At 42.2% G+C, this 16,074-nt stretch carries 16 protein-coding genes; 6 read left to right on the top strand and 10 right to left on the bottom strand.

The genetic code is table 11. From position 1 onward, the window contains the following. Positions 1-40: 40 nt before the first annotated feature. Positions 41-499: a helix-turn-helix domain-containing protein gene (locus B2746_RS16220; protein ID WP_290796006.1), complete on the bottom strand. Its 459-nt coding sequence runs from the start codon at positions 497-499 to the stop codon at positions 41-43. A 123-nt stretch (positions 500-622) separates the two neighbouring features. Next, positions 623-862, bottom strand: a complete 240-nt coding sequence (locus tag B2746_RS16215) for a hypothetical protein (protein WP_290796003.1) — start codon at positions 860-862, stop codon at positions 623-625. Positions 863-991: 129 nt separating this feature from the next. Between B2746_RS16215 and B2746_RS16210 the strand changes: the two genes are divergently transcribed. The 5 genes from B2746_RS16210 (at position 992) to B2746_RS16190 (ending at position 4,837) form a co-directional block, all read left to right on the top strand. Further along, a complete protein-coding gene (locus tag B2746_RS16210) occupies positions 992-1,219 on the top strand; it encodes a hypothetical protein (protein WP_290796001.1) in 228 nt (75 codons plus the stop codon). A 6-nt stretch (positions 1,220-1,225) separates the two neighbouring features. Then, a complete protein-coding gene (locus B2746_RS16205; protein WP_290796000.1) occupies positions 1,226-1,855 on the top strand; it encodes an enolase C-terminal domain-like protein in 630 nt (209 codons plus the stop codon). 72 nt (positions 1,856-1,927) lie between these two features. Beyond that, a complete protein-coding gene (locus tag B2746_RS16200) occupies positions 1,928-3,670 on the top strand; it encodes a metallophosphoesterase family protein (protein WP_290795998.1) in 1,743 nt (580 codons plus the stop codon). 76 nt (positions 3,671-3,746) lie between these two features. Next, on the top strand, positions 3,747-4,337 hold the full coding sequence (locus tag B2746_RS16195) for a class I SAM-dependent methyltransferase (protein ID WP_290795996.1): 591 nt from the start codon (positions 3,747-3,749) through the stop codon (positions 4,335-4,337). Beyond that, a complete protein-coding gene (locus B2746_RS16190) occupies positions 4,334-4,837 on the top strand; it encodes a hypothetical protein (protein WP_290795994.1) in 504 nt (167 codons plus the stop codon). The genes B2746_RS16195 and B2746_RS16190 overlap by 4 nt, the downstream gene beginning before the upstream one ends. 8 nt (positions 4,838-4,845) lie before the next feature. Here the strand turns inward: B2746_RS16190 and B2746_RS16185 are convergent, their stop codons facing one another. The 7 genes from B2746_RS16185 to B2746_RS16155 are packed head-to-tail and all read right to left on the bottom strand — an operon-like array spanning position 4,846 to position 14,577. Then, positions 4,846-5,844: a Gfo/Idh/MocA family protein gene (locus B2746_RS16185; RefSeq protein ID WP_290795992.1), complete on the bottom strand. Its 999-nt coding sequence runs from the start codon at positions 5,842-5,844 to the stop codon at positions 4,846-4,848. Between the two features lie 9 nt (positions 5,845-5,853). Continuing rightward, complete coding sequence (locus B2746_RS16180) at positions 5,854-7,578, bottom strand: FAD-dependent oxidoreductase (protein ID WP_290795990.1); 1,725 nt, start codon at positions 7,576-7,578, stop codon at positions 5,854-5,856. Positions 7,579-7,590: 12 nt separating this feature from the next. Continuing rightward, positions 7,591-8,652 (bottom strand): substrate-binding domain-containing protein, encoded by a 1,062-nt coding sequence (locus B2746_RS16175; RefSeq protein WP_290795988.1) that lies wholly within the window; start codon positions 8,650-8,652, stop codon positions 7,591-7,593. An 8-nt stretch (positions 8,653-8,660) separates the two neighbouring features. Continuing rightward, positions 8,661-9,401, bottom strand: a complete 741-nt coding sequence (locus B2746_RS16170) for a glucosamine-6-phosphate deaminase (protein WP_290795986.1) — start codon at positions 9,399-9,401, stop codon at positions 8,661-8,663. Positions 9,402-9,406: 5 nt separating this feature from the next. Continuing rightward, positions 9,407-10,576: an N-acetylglucosamine-6-phosphate deacetylase gene (gene nagA, locus B2746_RS16165; protein WP_290795985.1), complete on the bottom strand. Its 1,170-nt coding sequence runs from the start codon at positions 10,574-10,576 to the stop codon at positions 9,407-9,409. 5 nt (positions 10,577-10,581) lie between these two features. After that, positions 10,582-13,215 carry a glucose/galactose MFS transporter gene (gene gluP / locus B2746_RS16160; protein WP_290795984.1) on the bottom strand — a complete coding sequence of 878 codons (2,634 nt, stop codon included), beginning with the start codon at positions 13,213-13,215 and terminating at the stop codon, positions 10,582-10,584. A 9-nt stretch (positions 13,216-13,224) separates the two neighbouring features. Further along, positions 13,225-14,577: a Gfo/Idh/MocA family protein gene (locus B2746_RS16155; protein ID WP_290795982.1), complete on the bottom strand. Its 1,353-nt coding sequence runs from the start codon at positions 14,575-14,577 to the stop codon at positions 13,225-13,227. Positions 14,578-14,723: 146 nt separating this feature from the next. Here B2746_RS16155 and B2746_RS16150 point away from each other — a divergent pair, with 146 nt between their 5' ends. Beyond that, complete coding sequence (locus B2746_RS16150; protein ID WP_290795980.1) at positions 14,724-15,146, top strand: DoxX family protein; 423 nt, start codon at positions 14,724-14,726, stop codon at positions 15,144-15,146. On the opposite strand, the gene B2746_RS16145 is transcribed toward B2746_RS16150, so the two are convergent. After that, positions 15,143-16,063 (bottom strand): helix-turn-helix domain-containing protein, encoded by a 921-nt coding sequence (locus tag B2746_RS16145; RefSeq protein ID WP_290795978.1) that lies wholly within the window; start codon positions 16,061-16,063, stop codon positions 15,143-15,145. The genes B2746_RS16150 and B2746_RS16145 overlap by 4 nt on opposite strands. Positions 16,064-16,074 lie beyond the last annotated feature (11 nt).

The raw sequence follows: 16,074 nt of genomic DNA, 5'->3' as shown, positions 1-16,074 counted from the left end.
AGTAGAAAATTGGCAGAAATTGTAAGAAAACGAAATACAATTAGATTGTACTGGAACATAAATCAAGCTGAAATTTTACATATTTAGCTGGAGTAAAGCCGGAAAAATGCCTGAAATCATGGATTAACTGACTCTGATCATAATATCCACATGCAGCAATTATTTCAAACCAGTCTATTTTTTTCCCAGTTTCTGTAAACGCTTGTATTTGTTGAACAGCCATAAGAAAACGAAAATACCTTGCACTTTCCTTTGCACTGTATCCAAACACCTCTTTTTGCTTCGTTTGCAAACTACGCGCTGTAAGACCTGTTAGTATAGCAACGTTTTTTATAGGATCTAAAATCGGATCTTTTTGTTCAGCAAGCAATACGGCAATCTTATGCCGGTCCGACAGATAAGGCTTGCAAAAAGCCAAAAGAAAATCAATTCTTTCCTTCTTTCCCGAAATAGTTTTAAGCGTTGCCCATAACTTTGTAAAACAATTTTCTTTGATCAATTCATCCGGATGAATAGTGGATTGTTGCAAAATAGCAAGCGGACCAAAAAAACGAAAAAAAGCATCATCCTTGAAATTCACCACCAGAATACTTGAAGCTGGTGGTAAGGTATAATCAAATGCCTATTTGATTGGCCCAACAACCAAGCAGGTTGAAACAGTAATGATGGAGTTATTTCTGGTTGTTATTTCAACCGGATGGCCAAAACTAAATACCAATATTGTCTGAAATGAAGGAAGTAATCGTTTTTTAATGATCTCATCTGAATCATTCCCGGCAAAATAAAAATGAGAAAAGACAGATTCAAATTCCTCCGGCACCTTAACCCGCTCTGTAATATATCCCATTGGATCATTAGACATTTCTAGAATTAATTGCAGGCTGAATATACATTCACCTTGTTCCAAATTCAATTCCATCTGTTGCGTTAACACTTTATTAACAGCTTTGCGATCGTTTGCACAGCAGCGTAGTTATTGAAAACTACCGATATGAATAGAAAAAAATTTCTTCGCTCGGTATCGTTTACTGGTTTGGGGATGGCCGCCCTGCCTACCGGTTTGCTTGCCAGCTTCTCCGGCTTCGACACTGAAGAACAATTTCCCGAATTAACTAAACATAAAATCAAATCCATAAAGCTGGGTGATGTTAATTTTCAGTGGCCACACTTAGTTGGTAAAAACGCAAAGCTGGATGTACACGGACAGCGCCACAGATAGCGGATTATGCAGCTAACAACCGACAAGGGAGCAATCGGCTGGGGACAATCGGGCTTCCGAAATGAACAGGAGGCCAGTGTATTGATAGGCAACTCCCTGCATGAGCTGATTCATCCGGCTACCGGAATTTTACCCGGAACACCCAAACATGCCGACATCGCGTTATATGACCTTTGCGGTATTATCCTTAATCAACCCGTATATAAATTATTAGGTGCCGGAGGAACGCTCGAAACACCCGTTTATAGCGGGATGATTTACCTTGATGAACTGGAACCTGCCAATAATCCGGCAGGTCTTGATAAAGTCCTGGAAAACTGCCGATGGGATTATGACTTTGGTTACCGCCAATTAAAAGTAAAAATTGGCCGTAGTTTCAAATGGTATCCACATGATAAAGGCTTACAAACTGATATTGACATCGTAAACCGGATTCATGCAGCCTTTGGAAAAGATACCGGCATTCTCGTGGATGCCAATAATGGATATACACTCGATGATTCCAAAGCTGCCTTTCGGATGATGTTGAGTTCAGCAGTTATTCAATTGCCAATGGTAAACTCAGCGTTTCCGACAAACCCGGATTTGGTATGGAATTGCGCAAAAAACCGGGATAATCTTCATCAATATACGTAAGCAAATGGCCTATTCTGGCCATTTGCTTTTTCATTGCCTATTTTTAGTAAGCCTGTTTTAAAGGGCAGCAAAATGAACTTCCATTCGATCTGCTTTTCCATCCTGATGCTCACCTTTTTTTTTACTAATGCACAGGAACCTTCCTACTTCAAATGGGATAAATCAAAAGGGCAATTACCGCTTACGAATACACGCTTTAATACCGATAGCAGTCTGGTTCAATTTGCCATTCTGAGCGACCGTACAGGCGGCATGGTGCCCGGAATTTTTGAAGATGCCGTTAAAAAAGCCAATCTCTTACAACCTCAGTTTATTTTATCGGTTGGCGATCTGATAAATGGCTATTCCACTGATTCCCTGCTGATTCATGATCAATGGAAGGAATTCAATGCTATCCTGGAACCATTGACGGTCCCCTTCTTTTATGTTCCAGGCAACCATGATATCAGCAATTCCTGGATGCAAAAAGAATGGAAAAGAAGATATGGTCAATCGCACTATTATTTCATATACAAAGACGTATTGTTTTTATCGCTGAACTCACAGGATGAGGGCGATTATGGTATGAAGGAAGAACAGGTTCGTTATTTTCAATCAATATTGAAAGAATTCCCAAATGTGAAATGGACTTTTGTATTTATGCACCAGCCATTATGGGCAAGATCAAACACTGGTTTTGAAATAATTGAAGCAGCTCTGGCCAATAGAAACTATACCGTTTTCGCCGGACATACTCATAATTATCTGCTGAGCGAACGGAATAACCGAAAATATTATATTCTGGCTACCAGCGGAGGAGGCAGTCAACGCAGAGGAGAACAATTTGGCGAATTCGATCATATTACATGGGTAACATTTCAGGGAACAACACCTAAAGTGATCCACCTGAAATTAAACGGACTCATTGAAGAAGATATTGTAGATGAATCCCTGCGAAAAAAAATCCGACCGCTTACCTCCGGAAACTGGTTGAATACAGTACCAGTTCAGGCTACCACTTCATCCGTATCCACGCTTGAACCTGTTCTTAAATTGCACAATCCGGGTGAAATCCCTTTAACAATCCGGGGATACCTCCCAAAACAAAAAGGGCTGTTTTCTGACCCTGAAAAAATCGAACGCACCCTGGCTCCCGGATCAGCCGTCGAACTACCCTTTCTCCTGAAATCAGCCGATAATAAACCTATTGATTTAGCCAGTCTCGATCCTATCTCAGTTGAACTGGACGGTGAGTACACCATAAAGGGCAAACCTTATTCCCTTCCTTCAAAACAAAGGATACTCATAAACTGGCCGGTAACCCTGGGTAATACAATTCAACTGAAACATCCGGAATATATAACTGAGGACTGGGACTGGCATGGCACGGAAGATGCCGACATCCAATTCAATGTAAATAAGGATAACCGATTTGTAGCAATTTCAGCAACCATCAAAGACGATCAATTTGTATTTCAGAAAGGGGTCCATCGCGATAAACTATTGGTTTATTTCGAGGATAAAAATCAGCGTCCTCTGCTGCTGACTGTTGAACCGGATTCAAAAAAACCATCCTATCAGTTAACTACACTAGATGGAATTGCAGTTAAATACCCACTATCCTGCAACAGCCAGATTACGGACCAGGGTGTTCAGGTTCAGATTAAATTACCCCTTAAAGAAATTCAATTTTCAAAAGCTGGTATCCGCCTGAATATTGGGTATGCAGACCAGGATGACCCAACCAGTACAGAAGCTGCAACCATTTATTGGAAACCTCTCTGGGGTTCCGCACTGGATTATGCGGAATCCGGAATCATTAAGCTCCATCCATAATACCTCAAAATTTTAATGAAAAGAATTCGGATAAATCTCATTTTTATACTTACTTTGTTTTTCAAAGCACTTTTTAATGAAAGATTCTATAGCCGGATTCTACAATACGATCCGGGTTTTTTATCCACTCATAAATCTGTTCTTATTAAGGCAGCGGATCGCATTGATACAGGAAATTAATAGTTATCCCAAAGGCAATCTCCTTGAAATTGGTATTGGTGACGGAAGTCACCTGCCCTTATACAAGTTGCACCAACTCACCGGTATTGACATATCAGCATCCATGCTGGAGAAGGCAAAACAACGGAATGTTGACAATGCTAATTTATTGCTAATGGATGGTGAAGCATTGAAATTCCCTGATGCCTCCTACAACTACATAGTTTTATCACATATACTGGCTGTGGCAGGCGATCCGGAAAAACTGTTGCAGGAAGTCCACCGTGTTTTGATACCTGGCGGCACACTGTTTATTTTAAATCATTTCACCCCGGAAACCTGGTTAAGCAGGATTGATAAAGCATTTCAACCACTCTCCAGGTTATTGCATTTCAGGTCCTATTTTAAAATTGAAAAAATAGGCGGACTTCAATCCTTTACACTGGAGAAAAAAGAAGGCTTTGGATTACATGATTATTTCCAATTACTAATCTATAGCAAACCATGAAACAATACCGGTACGCCATTGGGTTTTCGCTGTTAATGAGTTTGTACATTTATGTTATTTACAGAACAGATAAGACCCTTGTAAATCAGCTGATCATAGCGCTCATCTCCTGGGAAAAATACAGCGCAATGAAATCAGAAGTTCAAACCCTGCTGCCATTGGCAGACTGGATTATATATTCTCTTCCTGAGGGTCTTTGGATCTTTTGTATAAGCATTATTTCAACGTATTTTTTTCTTGAAATAAAAGGGCGGCAATTCAACCTGACACCGGCTCCCATTATTATTGCTGTAGTAATGGAAATTTTTCAGTTACTCCAATTATCCAATGGAAGATTTGACTGGATGGATTTAATACTCTCCTTTCTTTTCTGGTTTCTGGCTATTTTACTTACCCGAAAGGACAGACAGAAAGAGGCCCTGTTCCGAACATGGAATATTGCCAATTTTGGCTGTATATTCAGTTATTCAATAGTCTACTTTGCTCATGTCATAAATTAAGCCGGATCTTATACCGACAACCTGATTGCTTTTCCTTTTTTGCGACTTTTGTCCGCTGCTTCCATGAAAGCAATTAACTCAATCGTTTCTTTTGGAGAAACCGGGGCTATACCCGTTTGGAAAAATCGAACTATTTCCTCTAACAAAGAAATATAGCCGGCAAATGGCCCCAGTTGCACATTCGCTTTTTCACAAAATGCTGTACCGCCAAAATCAGCTTTCCCTTTTCGTGTGCCTCTGAATGTGCCAATTCGTCCATCGGCCCATTCACCTATTACCAAATCCGCATCCGGGCTATAGGATCTGTAAACCGAACGACATCCGGTACCCAATACTGCATACAACATTTCTACCCCATGGATTCCATACCAGAATAAATCAGGATGTGTTTTTTCAATGGTTGCCGGGCTATAGGTATCCGCTCCCAGAACTGAACCAAAGTCTCCTTTAGCCACCAATTTTGTATTGGCAGTATAGCGAAGGGAGGAGCTGGAAAAAACAGGAACTTTGTACTTCTCAGCAGCTTCATAAAGTGAAATGGCATCTTTTAATGATGCTGTAACAGGTTTATCTATAAAAACCGTTTTGCCTGCCTGGAAAACTTCAATAGCCTGTTCCAGATGTCGTCTTCCATCATTCGTTTCAAGACAAACAACATCCACCTGATTTAATAATTCAGCAATGGAGGAGGCTATGCTTACACCGTATTTTTTTATCTCTTCCGTATTCGCCGGTATTCGGGATGTACTGGAAACTATGTCCAAACTGCCCTGCGGATAGGCAGCTACTACTTTGAATCCACCGGTTTCACCATCGGCCTGATCCCGATTAAACCATTTGGCAAAAGCGATGCTATGGGAGGTATCCAACCCAATAATCCCAATACGTTTACCTGTCTGAGCTGGAGACACTGCACCGGCCATCATCCAGGTAGGCATAGCCAATGCAATCCCAGCCAGTGAAGATTGGAGAATAAAACTCTTTCGGTTAAGGGTTGTGTTTTTCATTACAGTAAGTTAGTTTTTTGGCCATTCAGTTTCCACTCCCTGGCTTTTAATAAATTGTTGAAATTCTTTTAATTTTTCTTCCCGTATTTTCTTGGGTGAAAGGGAATGTTCTTTCGCAAAAGAAACCAGGCACCCAACTGCTTCTCCAATACTCCATTCAACGGGATGCAGCCGGTAGCATCCATTGGTGATATGAGTCGTTCCAATATTTTTATTCGCCGGCAACAGATTTTCCATCCTTATTGGAATTAAAGAACCCAATGGAATCTGAAATGGCAGCGATCCAAAATCAACGTAGTTTACTTTATTACTGGATGGATGCAAATCAATATGGTAATATCCAACCCCAACGCTATCTACAAAATTTGCTCCCCATTTCACATTTGCATCACCTGTGATTTTAATCCGTTGTTCTCTGCCCACATGTTCTTCTTTCACTGTAAACAAAGCTTTAATCCTCCTTGCTTCACGCACATAGGGATATTTTGCCAACCCATCTTCTGTACCCATAACATCTTTGCGTAATCGTATACCGGGCCAGCCCTTCCCGCCATCAGGCCTGGGGGCTTCCGTTTGAAGCCAATATAAAAGAGACAGACTTAATTGCTTTGCCCGATTGATATGAAACTTGCGTTCTTTATCCGTAACATCCACAATATTTCCCAGCATATAATCATTTTGAGGCCAGTTAACGATAGTAATGTCTCCAGAATAAGCTCCTTTAATAAAATTGTTTTTATTAATTATTTTTCGATAGTTCCAGAGGTTTAAAACATCACCCAGCGGAATCCCTTCCGGATGAAAACCCAGTTTCTTTGGCTTAAGCGATCTTGGATCAGAATAGTGTAAGTCCAATAATTTTCCAGCCCATGCCGGATGCAGATCCGGAACATGACGCTTCCAAAAAGAATATTCTTCCGGCTCCGGAATGATATGATTTTCACCAGGAACATAATCAATAGCAAAACAGCAGGTGAACGATTGATTATTGATTGGATCCGTTTTTTCAGGTGCATGCAACTCTCCCGTTTCTGCTTTTGATTCCGTTCCGGTTATATATTCCGTACCAGTCATCGGTAGTAAATCACCTAATTCGGTAGCATCAATGAAATAAGGTGCAATCAGTTGCCTGTCATTCCCATTTTGCCCCTTTACGACCAATGACAGTACGCGATTTTGACTATATTCTGCTTTTACTGCTTTATGCTCAAGTAACAGTATTAACTGACCTGTGCTTAAATAAGGCGCAAGCATATCCATAAATACAGCCACAGCTACCCTTGGCTCATGACAAAGACGGGATACGGCTCCATCACCGGGATTGAAATTTTGACGTTGCCTTGCTTCCTCCGTAAGCGGATAATTCTGTTTGTAATAGTTTCTGATCCGGTTCCGCCAATCCCGGTACAATTGAGTGCATCCGTGTGTTTCAATCCACTGATGTTCATCAGGTGGTACTCCCTGTTGCGATACCTGTCCGCCTATCCAATCCGTTTCTTCCGTTAATATTACTGTTTGTTTATTTCGAAGTGCTGCCAGGGCTGCTGCCAAACCTCCCATGCCCGCTCCAGCAATCACTAAATCAGCAGTTAAGGATTCCATATTATGTTCCTTTTTTTCATATCCTGCAGGATTGGCTTTTGTTTCAATTATTTCCCCAATACCAGCCAGAGGTGCCGCAACAACTCCACCGCTGCTGACCAACAACCTTTCCAGAAAATTTCTTCTTTTCATGAAGTTGGATTTTCAGTTATTATAAAACACATAATTCTCACGCGTAATAATATCAATGGGCATGAACTGATTTTTTTGGATTTCCTGATGTAATACCAGTTTATCATAAAGCGCCTTCATGCCCAGGTATCCCTGCTCCTGGGGTTTCTGACAAATCAGAAAATCAATTACTCCCTTTTTCAGATAAGCAATAGAATCCTCCAAAAAATCAAATCCAATCAATAGTAAGTCGGTTCGCTCCAATTCTTCCAGCACTTTTGCCACTGCAGCTACCCGGGAATTGGTAACAAATACTGCCCGGATGGAAGAGTTTTTCAAGTGTTTGCTCAGTTGTTTTTTTATGGCAGGCAAATCAGTTTGCTGGATATCCGTTTTTATGATCTCATTTACTGCTTTCTTTTTTTGCCAATAGGCACGAAAGCCTTCTTCCTTACGCATCAGGTGGTGATCATTATCCAGCTCACGTGAAATATTTACCAGCAATATACTTTCATCTGGTTTCACCAGATAACTGATCAAATGCGCACTCAGGTAACCACTTTGATAAAGATCCGGACCTATATAAGCAAGTCCATCCTGTCCGGGCAGATCGGAATTGATATTTACTACCGGAATCAAGCGCAACTGACACTGTCCCACAAACTGAATGGATTCTTCTACAAACATGGGTGCAAGTAATACTCCGTCAAACTCCTTTCGCAGTAATAATTTTGCCTGTTCAATAAACGATTTACGGTCGTTCTGATCAAATAAAAACTTCTCAACAACTATTCCATATTGCCGAAACGCAGACTCGGCCTGCACTATACCATTCAATGGCGCCTGCCAGAAAGCTGTTTCAAGAGAAACCGCCGGAATAATAACTGCAAAACGCAACTTCTTTCTACTGGCCAGTGTACGTGCCACAATATTGGGTTGGTAATTCAACTCTTTGATTATTTGCTGAATTTTCTCCTTTGTTTTTACTGATACACCCGTACGGTTATGCAACACCCTATCCACTGTTGCTATGGAAACTTTAGCGAGACGGGCTATCTCCTTAACACCTACCAGTTCTTCTTCTTTTTTTTCCATTTTAATTGCTATTTGGATGGCAGCAGTGTCGCACTTTGTTCATCTAAAAATAAGACAACCTGCGGATGCATGCGCAATAAAGTGGATGGAAAAATCGGACTAATCTCCTGCATCATCGTTTGATAAACGGCCTTTGCTTTATTTTTCCCAGGTACCATGCAATATAAAAACTGCCCTCTATACAAACCGGGAAGTGTAACCGTAAGGGCATATTCCGGCACCTCATTCATCTGCTTAAAACAACCATCGTTCACCTGCTGCTGCCTGCAGGCCAGATCCAGATCTACCCGTTTCACCAATACAGGATCATTAAAATCTGCTACATGCGGATCATTAAATGCCAGGTGGGTATTTTCCCCGATACCCAGACAAATTATATCAGGCGGATGCGCTTCCAATAAAGCAGCATACCGTTCCGCCTCCATTTGCGCATCAGAAGAATCTCCATTGATGAGATGTACCGCGCCAAATTCAACCTTCCCAAATAAATGTCGGTTTAGAAAATTCCGAAATGACGCGGGATGGCTTTCCGGCAGGCCAATATATTCGTCCATATGAAAAGCGATAATGCCTTTCCAGTTCAGCTCTTCTTGTACAAATGCATCCAAAAAATCAAGTTGTGAAGGTGCAGCGGCAAACATCATATAAATAAGCGGTTTGCTCTGCTGTAAGTCACGCACTTTATCAGCAACCATGCTGGCTGCAGCGATACCCATTTCATTCCGGCTGGTATAAGTTAATATTTCCATAGATTTTACATTATCGGCTGGCCCCCAATGAAAGTTTGTTGAATCTGTATATTGTCATCAAACAAAACCAGATCGGCAAATTTTCCTTTTTCTATACTTCCCATTTTATTCTGGACGCCCATTATCCTTGCAGGTGTTGTGCTCATCATATATACGGCATCCGGAATGGAAACCCCTGCCAACTCAACCATGGTTCTAACCAGGCGATCAGCAGTTGCAACACTACCGGCAAATGCAGATCGATCCGGCAATTTGGCCACTTCATCTTCAATGATTACTTCCAATCCATGCGATTTGCTTCCTAAATAACTGGTCGATACCTTGGTTCCGGCAGCGCGCATCGCATCTGTTACAAGAGCGATTTTTTCCCTGCCTTTTATTTTCACAATTAATTTCAACAGCGCTTCAGGCAAATGCGCCCCATCTGCGATGACTTCCACATCAATTTCATCCAGCAACAAACTTGATTCTATGGCTCCTGCCAGTCGAAAACCGTTTTTCCTGGTTATGCCAGACATGGCAGAATACAAATGCGTAGCCAGTGTATACCCATGTGCCAGCCCGTTTAAAATTTCATCATACACTGCATTAGTATGTGCCAGTGCTGGCAAAATTCCTTTCGATCTGCATACATCAGCAAATTCCAATGCCCCTGGCAATTCAGGTGCAGCACTCCATCTACGGATCTTATTTGTTTTTTCCATGATGGCCAGATATTCTTCAGGATCAGGATTTCGTATATACCGCGGATCCTGTGCGCCGCGCTGCTCCATTGCAAAATAAGGACCCTCCAGATGTAAACCCAAATATCTTGATCCGGAATGAGGGTGCGTAATCGAAGATTCGTAACAATCTATTGTTTTATATAAATCGGCCAATTCACTACTTAGTGTTGTGGGTAGCATCGCAGTGGTTCCATGTTTCGCATGCAGTTCAGCTATTGCATGAAAAGCTTCTACCGTATTGTCCATAAAATCATATCCACCGCCTCCATGAACATGAATATCAATAAATCCGGGCGCCAGCCAGTTCCCGCCAGCATCCAGTAATTCAGTTTCCGGCGGCCTCTTCCCACCTTCCTGCACATCAACGATTACACCATTCTGAATCGTCAGCGATCCATCTTCGATGACACCTGCTGGTGTAATTATCCGGGCATTTATGATACTGAACATGTTTTCTATTTACTTTTCGCCATTAACAGCGATTGGGTAGTGATATAATATTTTGCCAGCATAAAAAACCATTCCCATGCCGGCATATTTCCATGTTGCTTATATTGGAGAAACTGGCTGGTGACTTTTGCAAAATGTGCTTCATGGCCGGTTCTGTATTGATCCGGAATCAGCAGTTTCCACTCCAGTCCCTCTTTTACCAGACCTATATCCGGATACGTTTGCTGAATCAACTCCAGTGCCCTTTTTAATTTATCTTCCGGCAGATCCTTTCCTTTAGGCGATTGAATATACAGGCTGGCCCCATTTCGGTCATTGGATCCCTGCCGAATTACCAAATTAGCACCCGATCCACGTACAACTGAATAATGTGTATCTCCCCCACCATCAGCTGCTTTATAATTCCATTCCACTTTTACTTTTACCACTACGCCTCTGACAGAATACAGTATTTCTCCATTCGATGGAATATGTAAAGTATCGTCCAGGATGTATTGTGCCAGGTAATCAGGCCATTTTTTTGCTTCCGTAGAAGCAGCAAATTGCGGAAAGCTCAGCGCGGTATTCCATTCTCTGGCACTATGAATCATGATATCTTCCTTATACTTCAATTCTACTTCAGGGAAACAGGTCCATTGCACCAAATCGATCAAATGGGTGGTAACATCTACCAATCCGCTTCCTGCTTGTGACGGGTCATATTGCCATTCGGGGCGCCGTAGGGGTTGGCCTGCCACCATTTTATAGTAATGATGCAGACTTTCTTTTACCACAGCCGGGTTTTCTGGCGTTCCTTTTTCCAGCTCGCCAAACAATTCACGTTGATTTAATAAAATTCGTTGCAGGATATTGATAATTTCAAATCGCTCCGTCATGATATCCAAAACAATACGGCCTTCCTTTCTTGCCTGCTCCAGCGATTTTTCAAGCTGCTGAAATCCGAAAGGATTAATCGCCATTGGCTTATCAGCAAGCACATCATAGCCTTGCTCAACAGCGCTGGAAATATGATCGGCTTTATGACGATTTTTACCCGCCAGCACCAATATACTTCCGGGTGGTTGCATCCATGCCTGTTTAAGGTATTCGCGTTCAGCATATAATTGTGGATTCCAATTAGTGGGATTAATGCTTCGCTTATTAAAAGACTGAATCAATTGGAGGTACTGAGTAGTCTCCTGATTATCGGGCGCATATACATAACAGGTAGTATCAATCTCCGGATAAGAAGTTTTCATAACCAGTGCAGCATGAAAATGGCCGGGGTCAATTGTCAGCAGCCGATAAGCCGGTTTGGATTTCATATCCTGTGCCATTGCAGGTAGTGTTAGTGAAAAAACAGCTATACTGACCACTGTTTTTTTCCAGTTTCTTATTTGATGTCCATAAAATGCATAAAAGATCAGGTACAGATAACAGGGGATCAATACCAGATAGGCCATTCGTAGTCCCCATGCATCAGCCGCCCAACCGTACAATAAAGGCATGATGGCATTTCCGCAAAGCCCCATTATCATAACAGATGCGCCAACCTTGGTAAATCGCCCTAATCCATCCAGTGCAAGCGGCCATATCCCGGCCCATACCAATGAATTTGCCAGCCCAAGCAGCACCAAAAACCAGATGGAAACGTCCGATTGATGTCCCAATAAGGAAACTGGTCCTTTTGCCGAAATGATTAATCCGGAAAATAATAACCCCAGTAGTGTGCAGGTTCGCAATGCCGTAACCTGTGTAATCAATTTGGGAATGGCGATGATACCCAATACATATCCGATAATGGTTGCCGTTAGTGTGTAACCCGGGAAGGATTTAGCTTCCAGCAAATCAATCTGCATGGATCCGGCATAAGGTATGATGGTGTCGATGGCAATTACCTGTGTTCCCACATGGAGAAAAATAGCAATTGCGCCAAGCACCAGATGAGGAAATTGCAGCACACTGGTTTTTGACGAATTAACTACGGCAAGGTCTTCACTTTCTTCATCGGTATTGATCTCTGGCAAGGGTGAATACCGAACCAAAATTCCCAATAAAATCAAAGCTATTCCAACAATGGAATAAGGACCAATAACGCGGCGGATCAACTCGTCCAGTACCTTACTTCGTTCTGCCATTTCCATCAACGGAATTTGTTTAAACAAGTCTGCATCAGTTGGACGCAAAATAGCAGCCGCAAATAATAAAGGTGCCAGTATCCCGGCAAATTTATTGCAGATTCCCATGATACTGATTCTTTGCGCTGCCCGCTCTTTCGGACCCAGTACTGTTATATAGGGATTAGCGGCGGTTTGCAAAATAGCCAGCCCGGCGCCAAGGGTAAATAATCCCGCCAGGAAAATTGCATAGGTTCTTCCAAGGGCAGCGGGCACAAAAAGAAAGGCACCGGCAGCCATGATCCAGAAACCCACCATCATTCCTTTTTTGAATCCCAGCTTTTTCAGCAAAAAAGAAGCAGGAACCGACAAAACAAAATAGGAAATATAAAATGCAAAGGCGACAAGATAACTCTGAAAATTACTGAGTTCACAGGCAATTTTGAAATAGGGTATCAGGATGGCATTCACCCAGCTTACCAGTCCGAAAATAAAAAACAGCCCGGCTATTATGGCAATCGAAATAATGGTTGATTGTTTCATGCAGACGGATTAAAGCGTGGGTTCCCATCCCGGTTCGTTACTGCGCTTCCAAAGGGCCTGTGCAGTTGCATTGTTTTTGATATGGCCATTGGTGGCATCAATTTCCAGAATAGAACCGGTTCTTTGGGCGATATTTCCCAACTGAACCAGTAGCGTGCTCTGATGGCCTCCAACAATTTCTGCATTCAAAGAAGCGCCTGAACGAATCGCGTCCAGAAAATTATTCAGGTGGATGGCATCCAGCATTTCAGATGGATTGGAAAGACTGGTAGCATTCACGCTGGAATCATTCTTTACTTCCCTGATCAGTTTATTTTTTAAATCATAAACCTTATAGGAATTACCGCCATCAAATTCCATGGTACCGTTTTCAGCGTAAAATATAACCCCAACACTGGATCCTTCCACATGTCTCGAATTACAGCTACGCCCCTCCCAGGTAATGGTAGAACGATTGCCAAATTCAATAGAGATATTTTGTGTATCGGGAGTTTCCCAATCATCCTGATAACGGTATCGACCTCCAGAAGACAGCACACGTGTTGGATAGGTTTCCTGCAATCCCCAACGGGCAATATCCACCATATGGGTACCATTATTGAGTGCTTCACCGGTGCCCCAATGCCAGAACCAGTGCCAGTTATAATGAATGAGATTATCCTTAAACACTGATCTTGGAGCAGGCCCCTGCCACAAATCAAAATCCAGCCATTCAGGAATAGGGGCATTTTTACCTATTCCAATAGTTGGACGATTATTCGAATACCAGGTTTTGGCCATATAGGGTCTTCCGATAAGCCCATCCTGCAATGATTTGATTCCTTCAACTATATTGGGCCAGGAGCGCCGCTGGTTGCCCATCTGCACCACGGTATTGTATTTTTTCTGAACAGCCAGCAGTAATTCACCTTCCTGTGGATTATGGCTGGCTGGTTTTTCGAGGTAGACATGTTTGCCCGCTTTAGCTGCCAGGATAGCTGCAGGAGCATGCCAGTGATCCGGAGCCGCCACTACTAACGCATCAATATCCCTGGAAGCCAGCGTTTTTCGAATATCCTTTTCTACCAGAGGTTGTTGCCCCTGTACCTTTGCAATGGCTGCCTGGCATTTGCTGGCAGCTCTCTTATCCACATCACAAACGATTCGAATACGTGCATTTTTTTGTGCTGCAAAGTTGGTAGCCAATGCAAAACCTCGGGAGTTCACTCCCATAACGGCGAGGTTTACACGTTCATTGGCACCCAGTATATTGGCATAACTGGAGGCACTGAATCCGGGTAATATTCCTCCTACAGATAGCAGGGCAGCACCTTTGGCTGCAGTACGAATAAATTGGCGTCGACTATTGCGGGAAGCTGACATGGCGAGCTGGTTTAGTTAAGTTGGTAAATTTTCGTGTACGTACCCGAATATAGGATAAAATTGGAAATTTACAATTGGTTACAGATTATTTACGCAGGTTTTACCACCACCAATTATGGCTTGCAGTTATTTGAAGGAAAAACAGTATGGTAAGAATTTTCACTGCAGCAGGGGTATGGACCAAGGGAATTGTATTGGTTCGGATTCTAACAGGCTGGTTTATCTTTCGGTATTCCCTTGAACTATTTAATATCGGTGGTTTACTTGACTTTTTGAAACAATCCGGCTTTCCATTTCCTGTATTTTCCGGATATGCAGCCAAAATTATTGAACTGGTTGGCGGTATCTGTCTGATACTCGGCTTGTTTACCAAATGGGTGACTTCTTTTCTGATGCTCACCATGGCGGGAGTGATTTACACCATGAACAAGGGTAATATTTTTGAAGGTGAACTCCCCTTCCTTTTCCTGTTATTGTTCGCCGTCTTTTTTCTATGCGGCCCCGGCCATTGGAGCCTTGATCATTGGCTGGAAAATCGAAAAAAGAATTATAAAGAACCTGGCATTTAATTGAATTTCGCTCTAAACTCCAAAGGGGATTGTGCTGTTTTTGATTTAAACAGTTTACTGAAGGATTGTGAGTGCTCAAATCCCAATTCATAGGCAATTTCACTCACCGATAAATTAGTGGCAGACAATTTCTCCTTGGCTTTTTCAATAAGTTTTTCATGAATAAGCTGCTGCGTACTTTGTCCGGTGAGTGATTTCACCAAACTACTTAAATAATTGGGCGACATATTTATTTCCGTCGCAATCTGCTGAACGGAGGGCAATCCCTTTTCTACTATAGAATCGCTGGAAAAATAGGTTTCCAATACCTGTTCAAGGCGGGACAATACCTGGTGATTGATTATTTTCCTGGTGATAAATTGCCGCTGGTAAAATCGCTCACAATAGTTGAGCACCACTTCAATCTGCGAAATGATAATTGACTGACTATAGGCATCAATGGAAGAATGATATTCCTGCTGAATCAATTTCAGGAGTTCTGCGATAACGGCTTCTTCCTTTTCAGACAGAAACAAGGCCTCATTTACTCCATAACCGAAAAAATCAAACTGTTTTATCCGGGAAGCAAGAGTAGAATTCCAAAGAAAATCAGGATGTATAAGAAGAAGGAAGCCAGATGGCCTGACTTCACTTCGTTCTACTGTAAATGAGAGTACTTGTCCGGGTGCCACAAAGGTCATCAGCCCCTCATCAAAATCATATTTCTGCTGACCATATTGCAATTTTCCATTCACATTTCGTTTCATCCCAATCAGGTAAAATTGCTGTACCCAGGTTAATACATTACTATCACCGGTATTGTAGACAACCTTACTATAATCAATCATACTGATCAGCGGGTGCTCAGGACCTGACAATCCGCAGAGGGTATGGAATTCAGCGAGGGATTGAATCGTTTGAATTTTCCTGTTACTCATATTGACTGATT

Source organism: Flavihumibacter sp. UBA7668, assembly GCF_002483205.1.
GTDB lineage: Bacteria > Bacteroidota > Bacteroidia > Chitinophagales > Chitinophagaceae > Flavihumibacter.
This window is presented reverse-complemented; position numbering and strand designations above follow the sequence as displayed.

What these genes read in the sequence shown, in the direction of transcription:
- B2746_RS16215 (WP_290796003.1), bottom strand. Translation starts at nt 862, where the DNA reads ATGTCTAATGATCCAATGGGATATATTACAGAGCGGGTTAAGGTGCCG.
- B2746_RS16210 (WP_290796001.1), top strand. Translation starts at nt 992, where the DNA reads ATGAATAGAAAAAAATTTCTTCGCTCGGTATCGTTTACTGGTTTGGGG.
- B2746_RS16205 (WP_290796000.1), top strand. Translation starts at nt 1,226, where the DNA reads ATGCAGCTAACAACCGACAAGGGAGCAATCGGCTGGGGACAATCGGGC.
- B2746_RS16200 (WP_290795998.1), top strand. Translation starts at nt 1,928, where the DNA reads ATGAACTTCCATTCGATCTGCTTTTCCATCCTGATGCTCACCTTTTTT.
- B2746_RS16195 (WP_290795996.1), top strand. Translation starts at nt 3,747, where the DNA reads ATGAAAGATTCTATAGCCGGATTCTACAATACGATCCGGGTTTTTTAT.
- B2746_RS16190 (WP_290795994.1), top strand. Translation starts at nt 4,334, where the DNA reads ATGAAACAATACCGGTACGCCATTGGGTTTTCGCTGTTAATGAGTTTG.
- B2746_RS16185 (WP_290795992.1), bottom strand. Translation starts at nt 5,844, where the DNA reads ATGAAAAACACAACCCTTAACCGAAAGAGTTTTATTCTCCAATCTTCA.
- B2746_RS16180 (WP_290795990.1), bottom strand. Translation starts at nt 7,578, where the DNA reads ATGAAAAGAAGAAATTTTCTGGAAAGGTTGTTGGTCAGCAGCGGTGGA.
- B2746_RS16175 (WP_290795988.1), bottom strand. Translation starts at nt 8,652, where the DNA reads ATGGAAAAAAAAGAAGAAGAACTGGTAGGTGTTAAGGAGATAGCCCGT.
- B2746_RS16170 (WP_290795986.1), bottom strand. Translation starts at nt 9,401, where the DNA reads ATGGAAATATTAACTTATACCAGCCGGAATGAAATGGGTATCGCTGCA.
- nagA (WP_290795985.1), bottom strand. Translation starts at nt 10,576, where the DNA reads ATGTTCAGTATCATAAATGCCCGGATAATTACACCAGCAGGTGTCATC.
- gluP (WP_290795984.1), bottom strand. Translation starts at nt 13,215, where the DNA reads ATGAAACAATCAACCATTATTTCGATTGCCATAATAGCCGGGCTGTTT.
- B2746_RS16155 (WP_290795982.1), bottom strand. Translation starts at nt 14,577, where the DNA reads ATGTCAGCTTCCCGCAATAGTCGACGCCAATTTATTCGTACTGCAGCC.
- B2746_RS16150 (WP_290795980.1), top strand. Translation starts at nt 14,724, where the DNA reads ATGGTAAGAATTTTCACTGCAGCAGGGGTATGGACCAAGGGAATTGTA.
- B2746_RS16145 (WP_290795978.1), bottom strand. Translation starts at nt 16,063, where the DNA reads ATGAGTAACAGGAAAATTCAAACGATTCAATCCCTCGCTGAATTCCAT.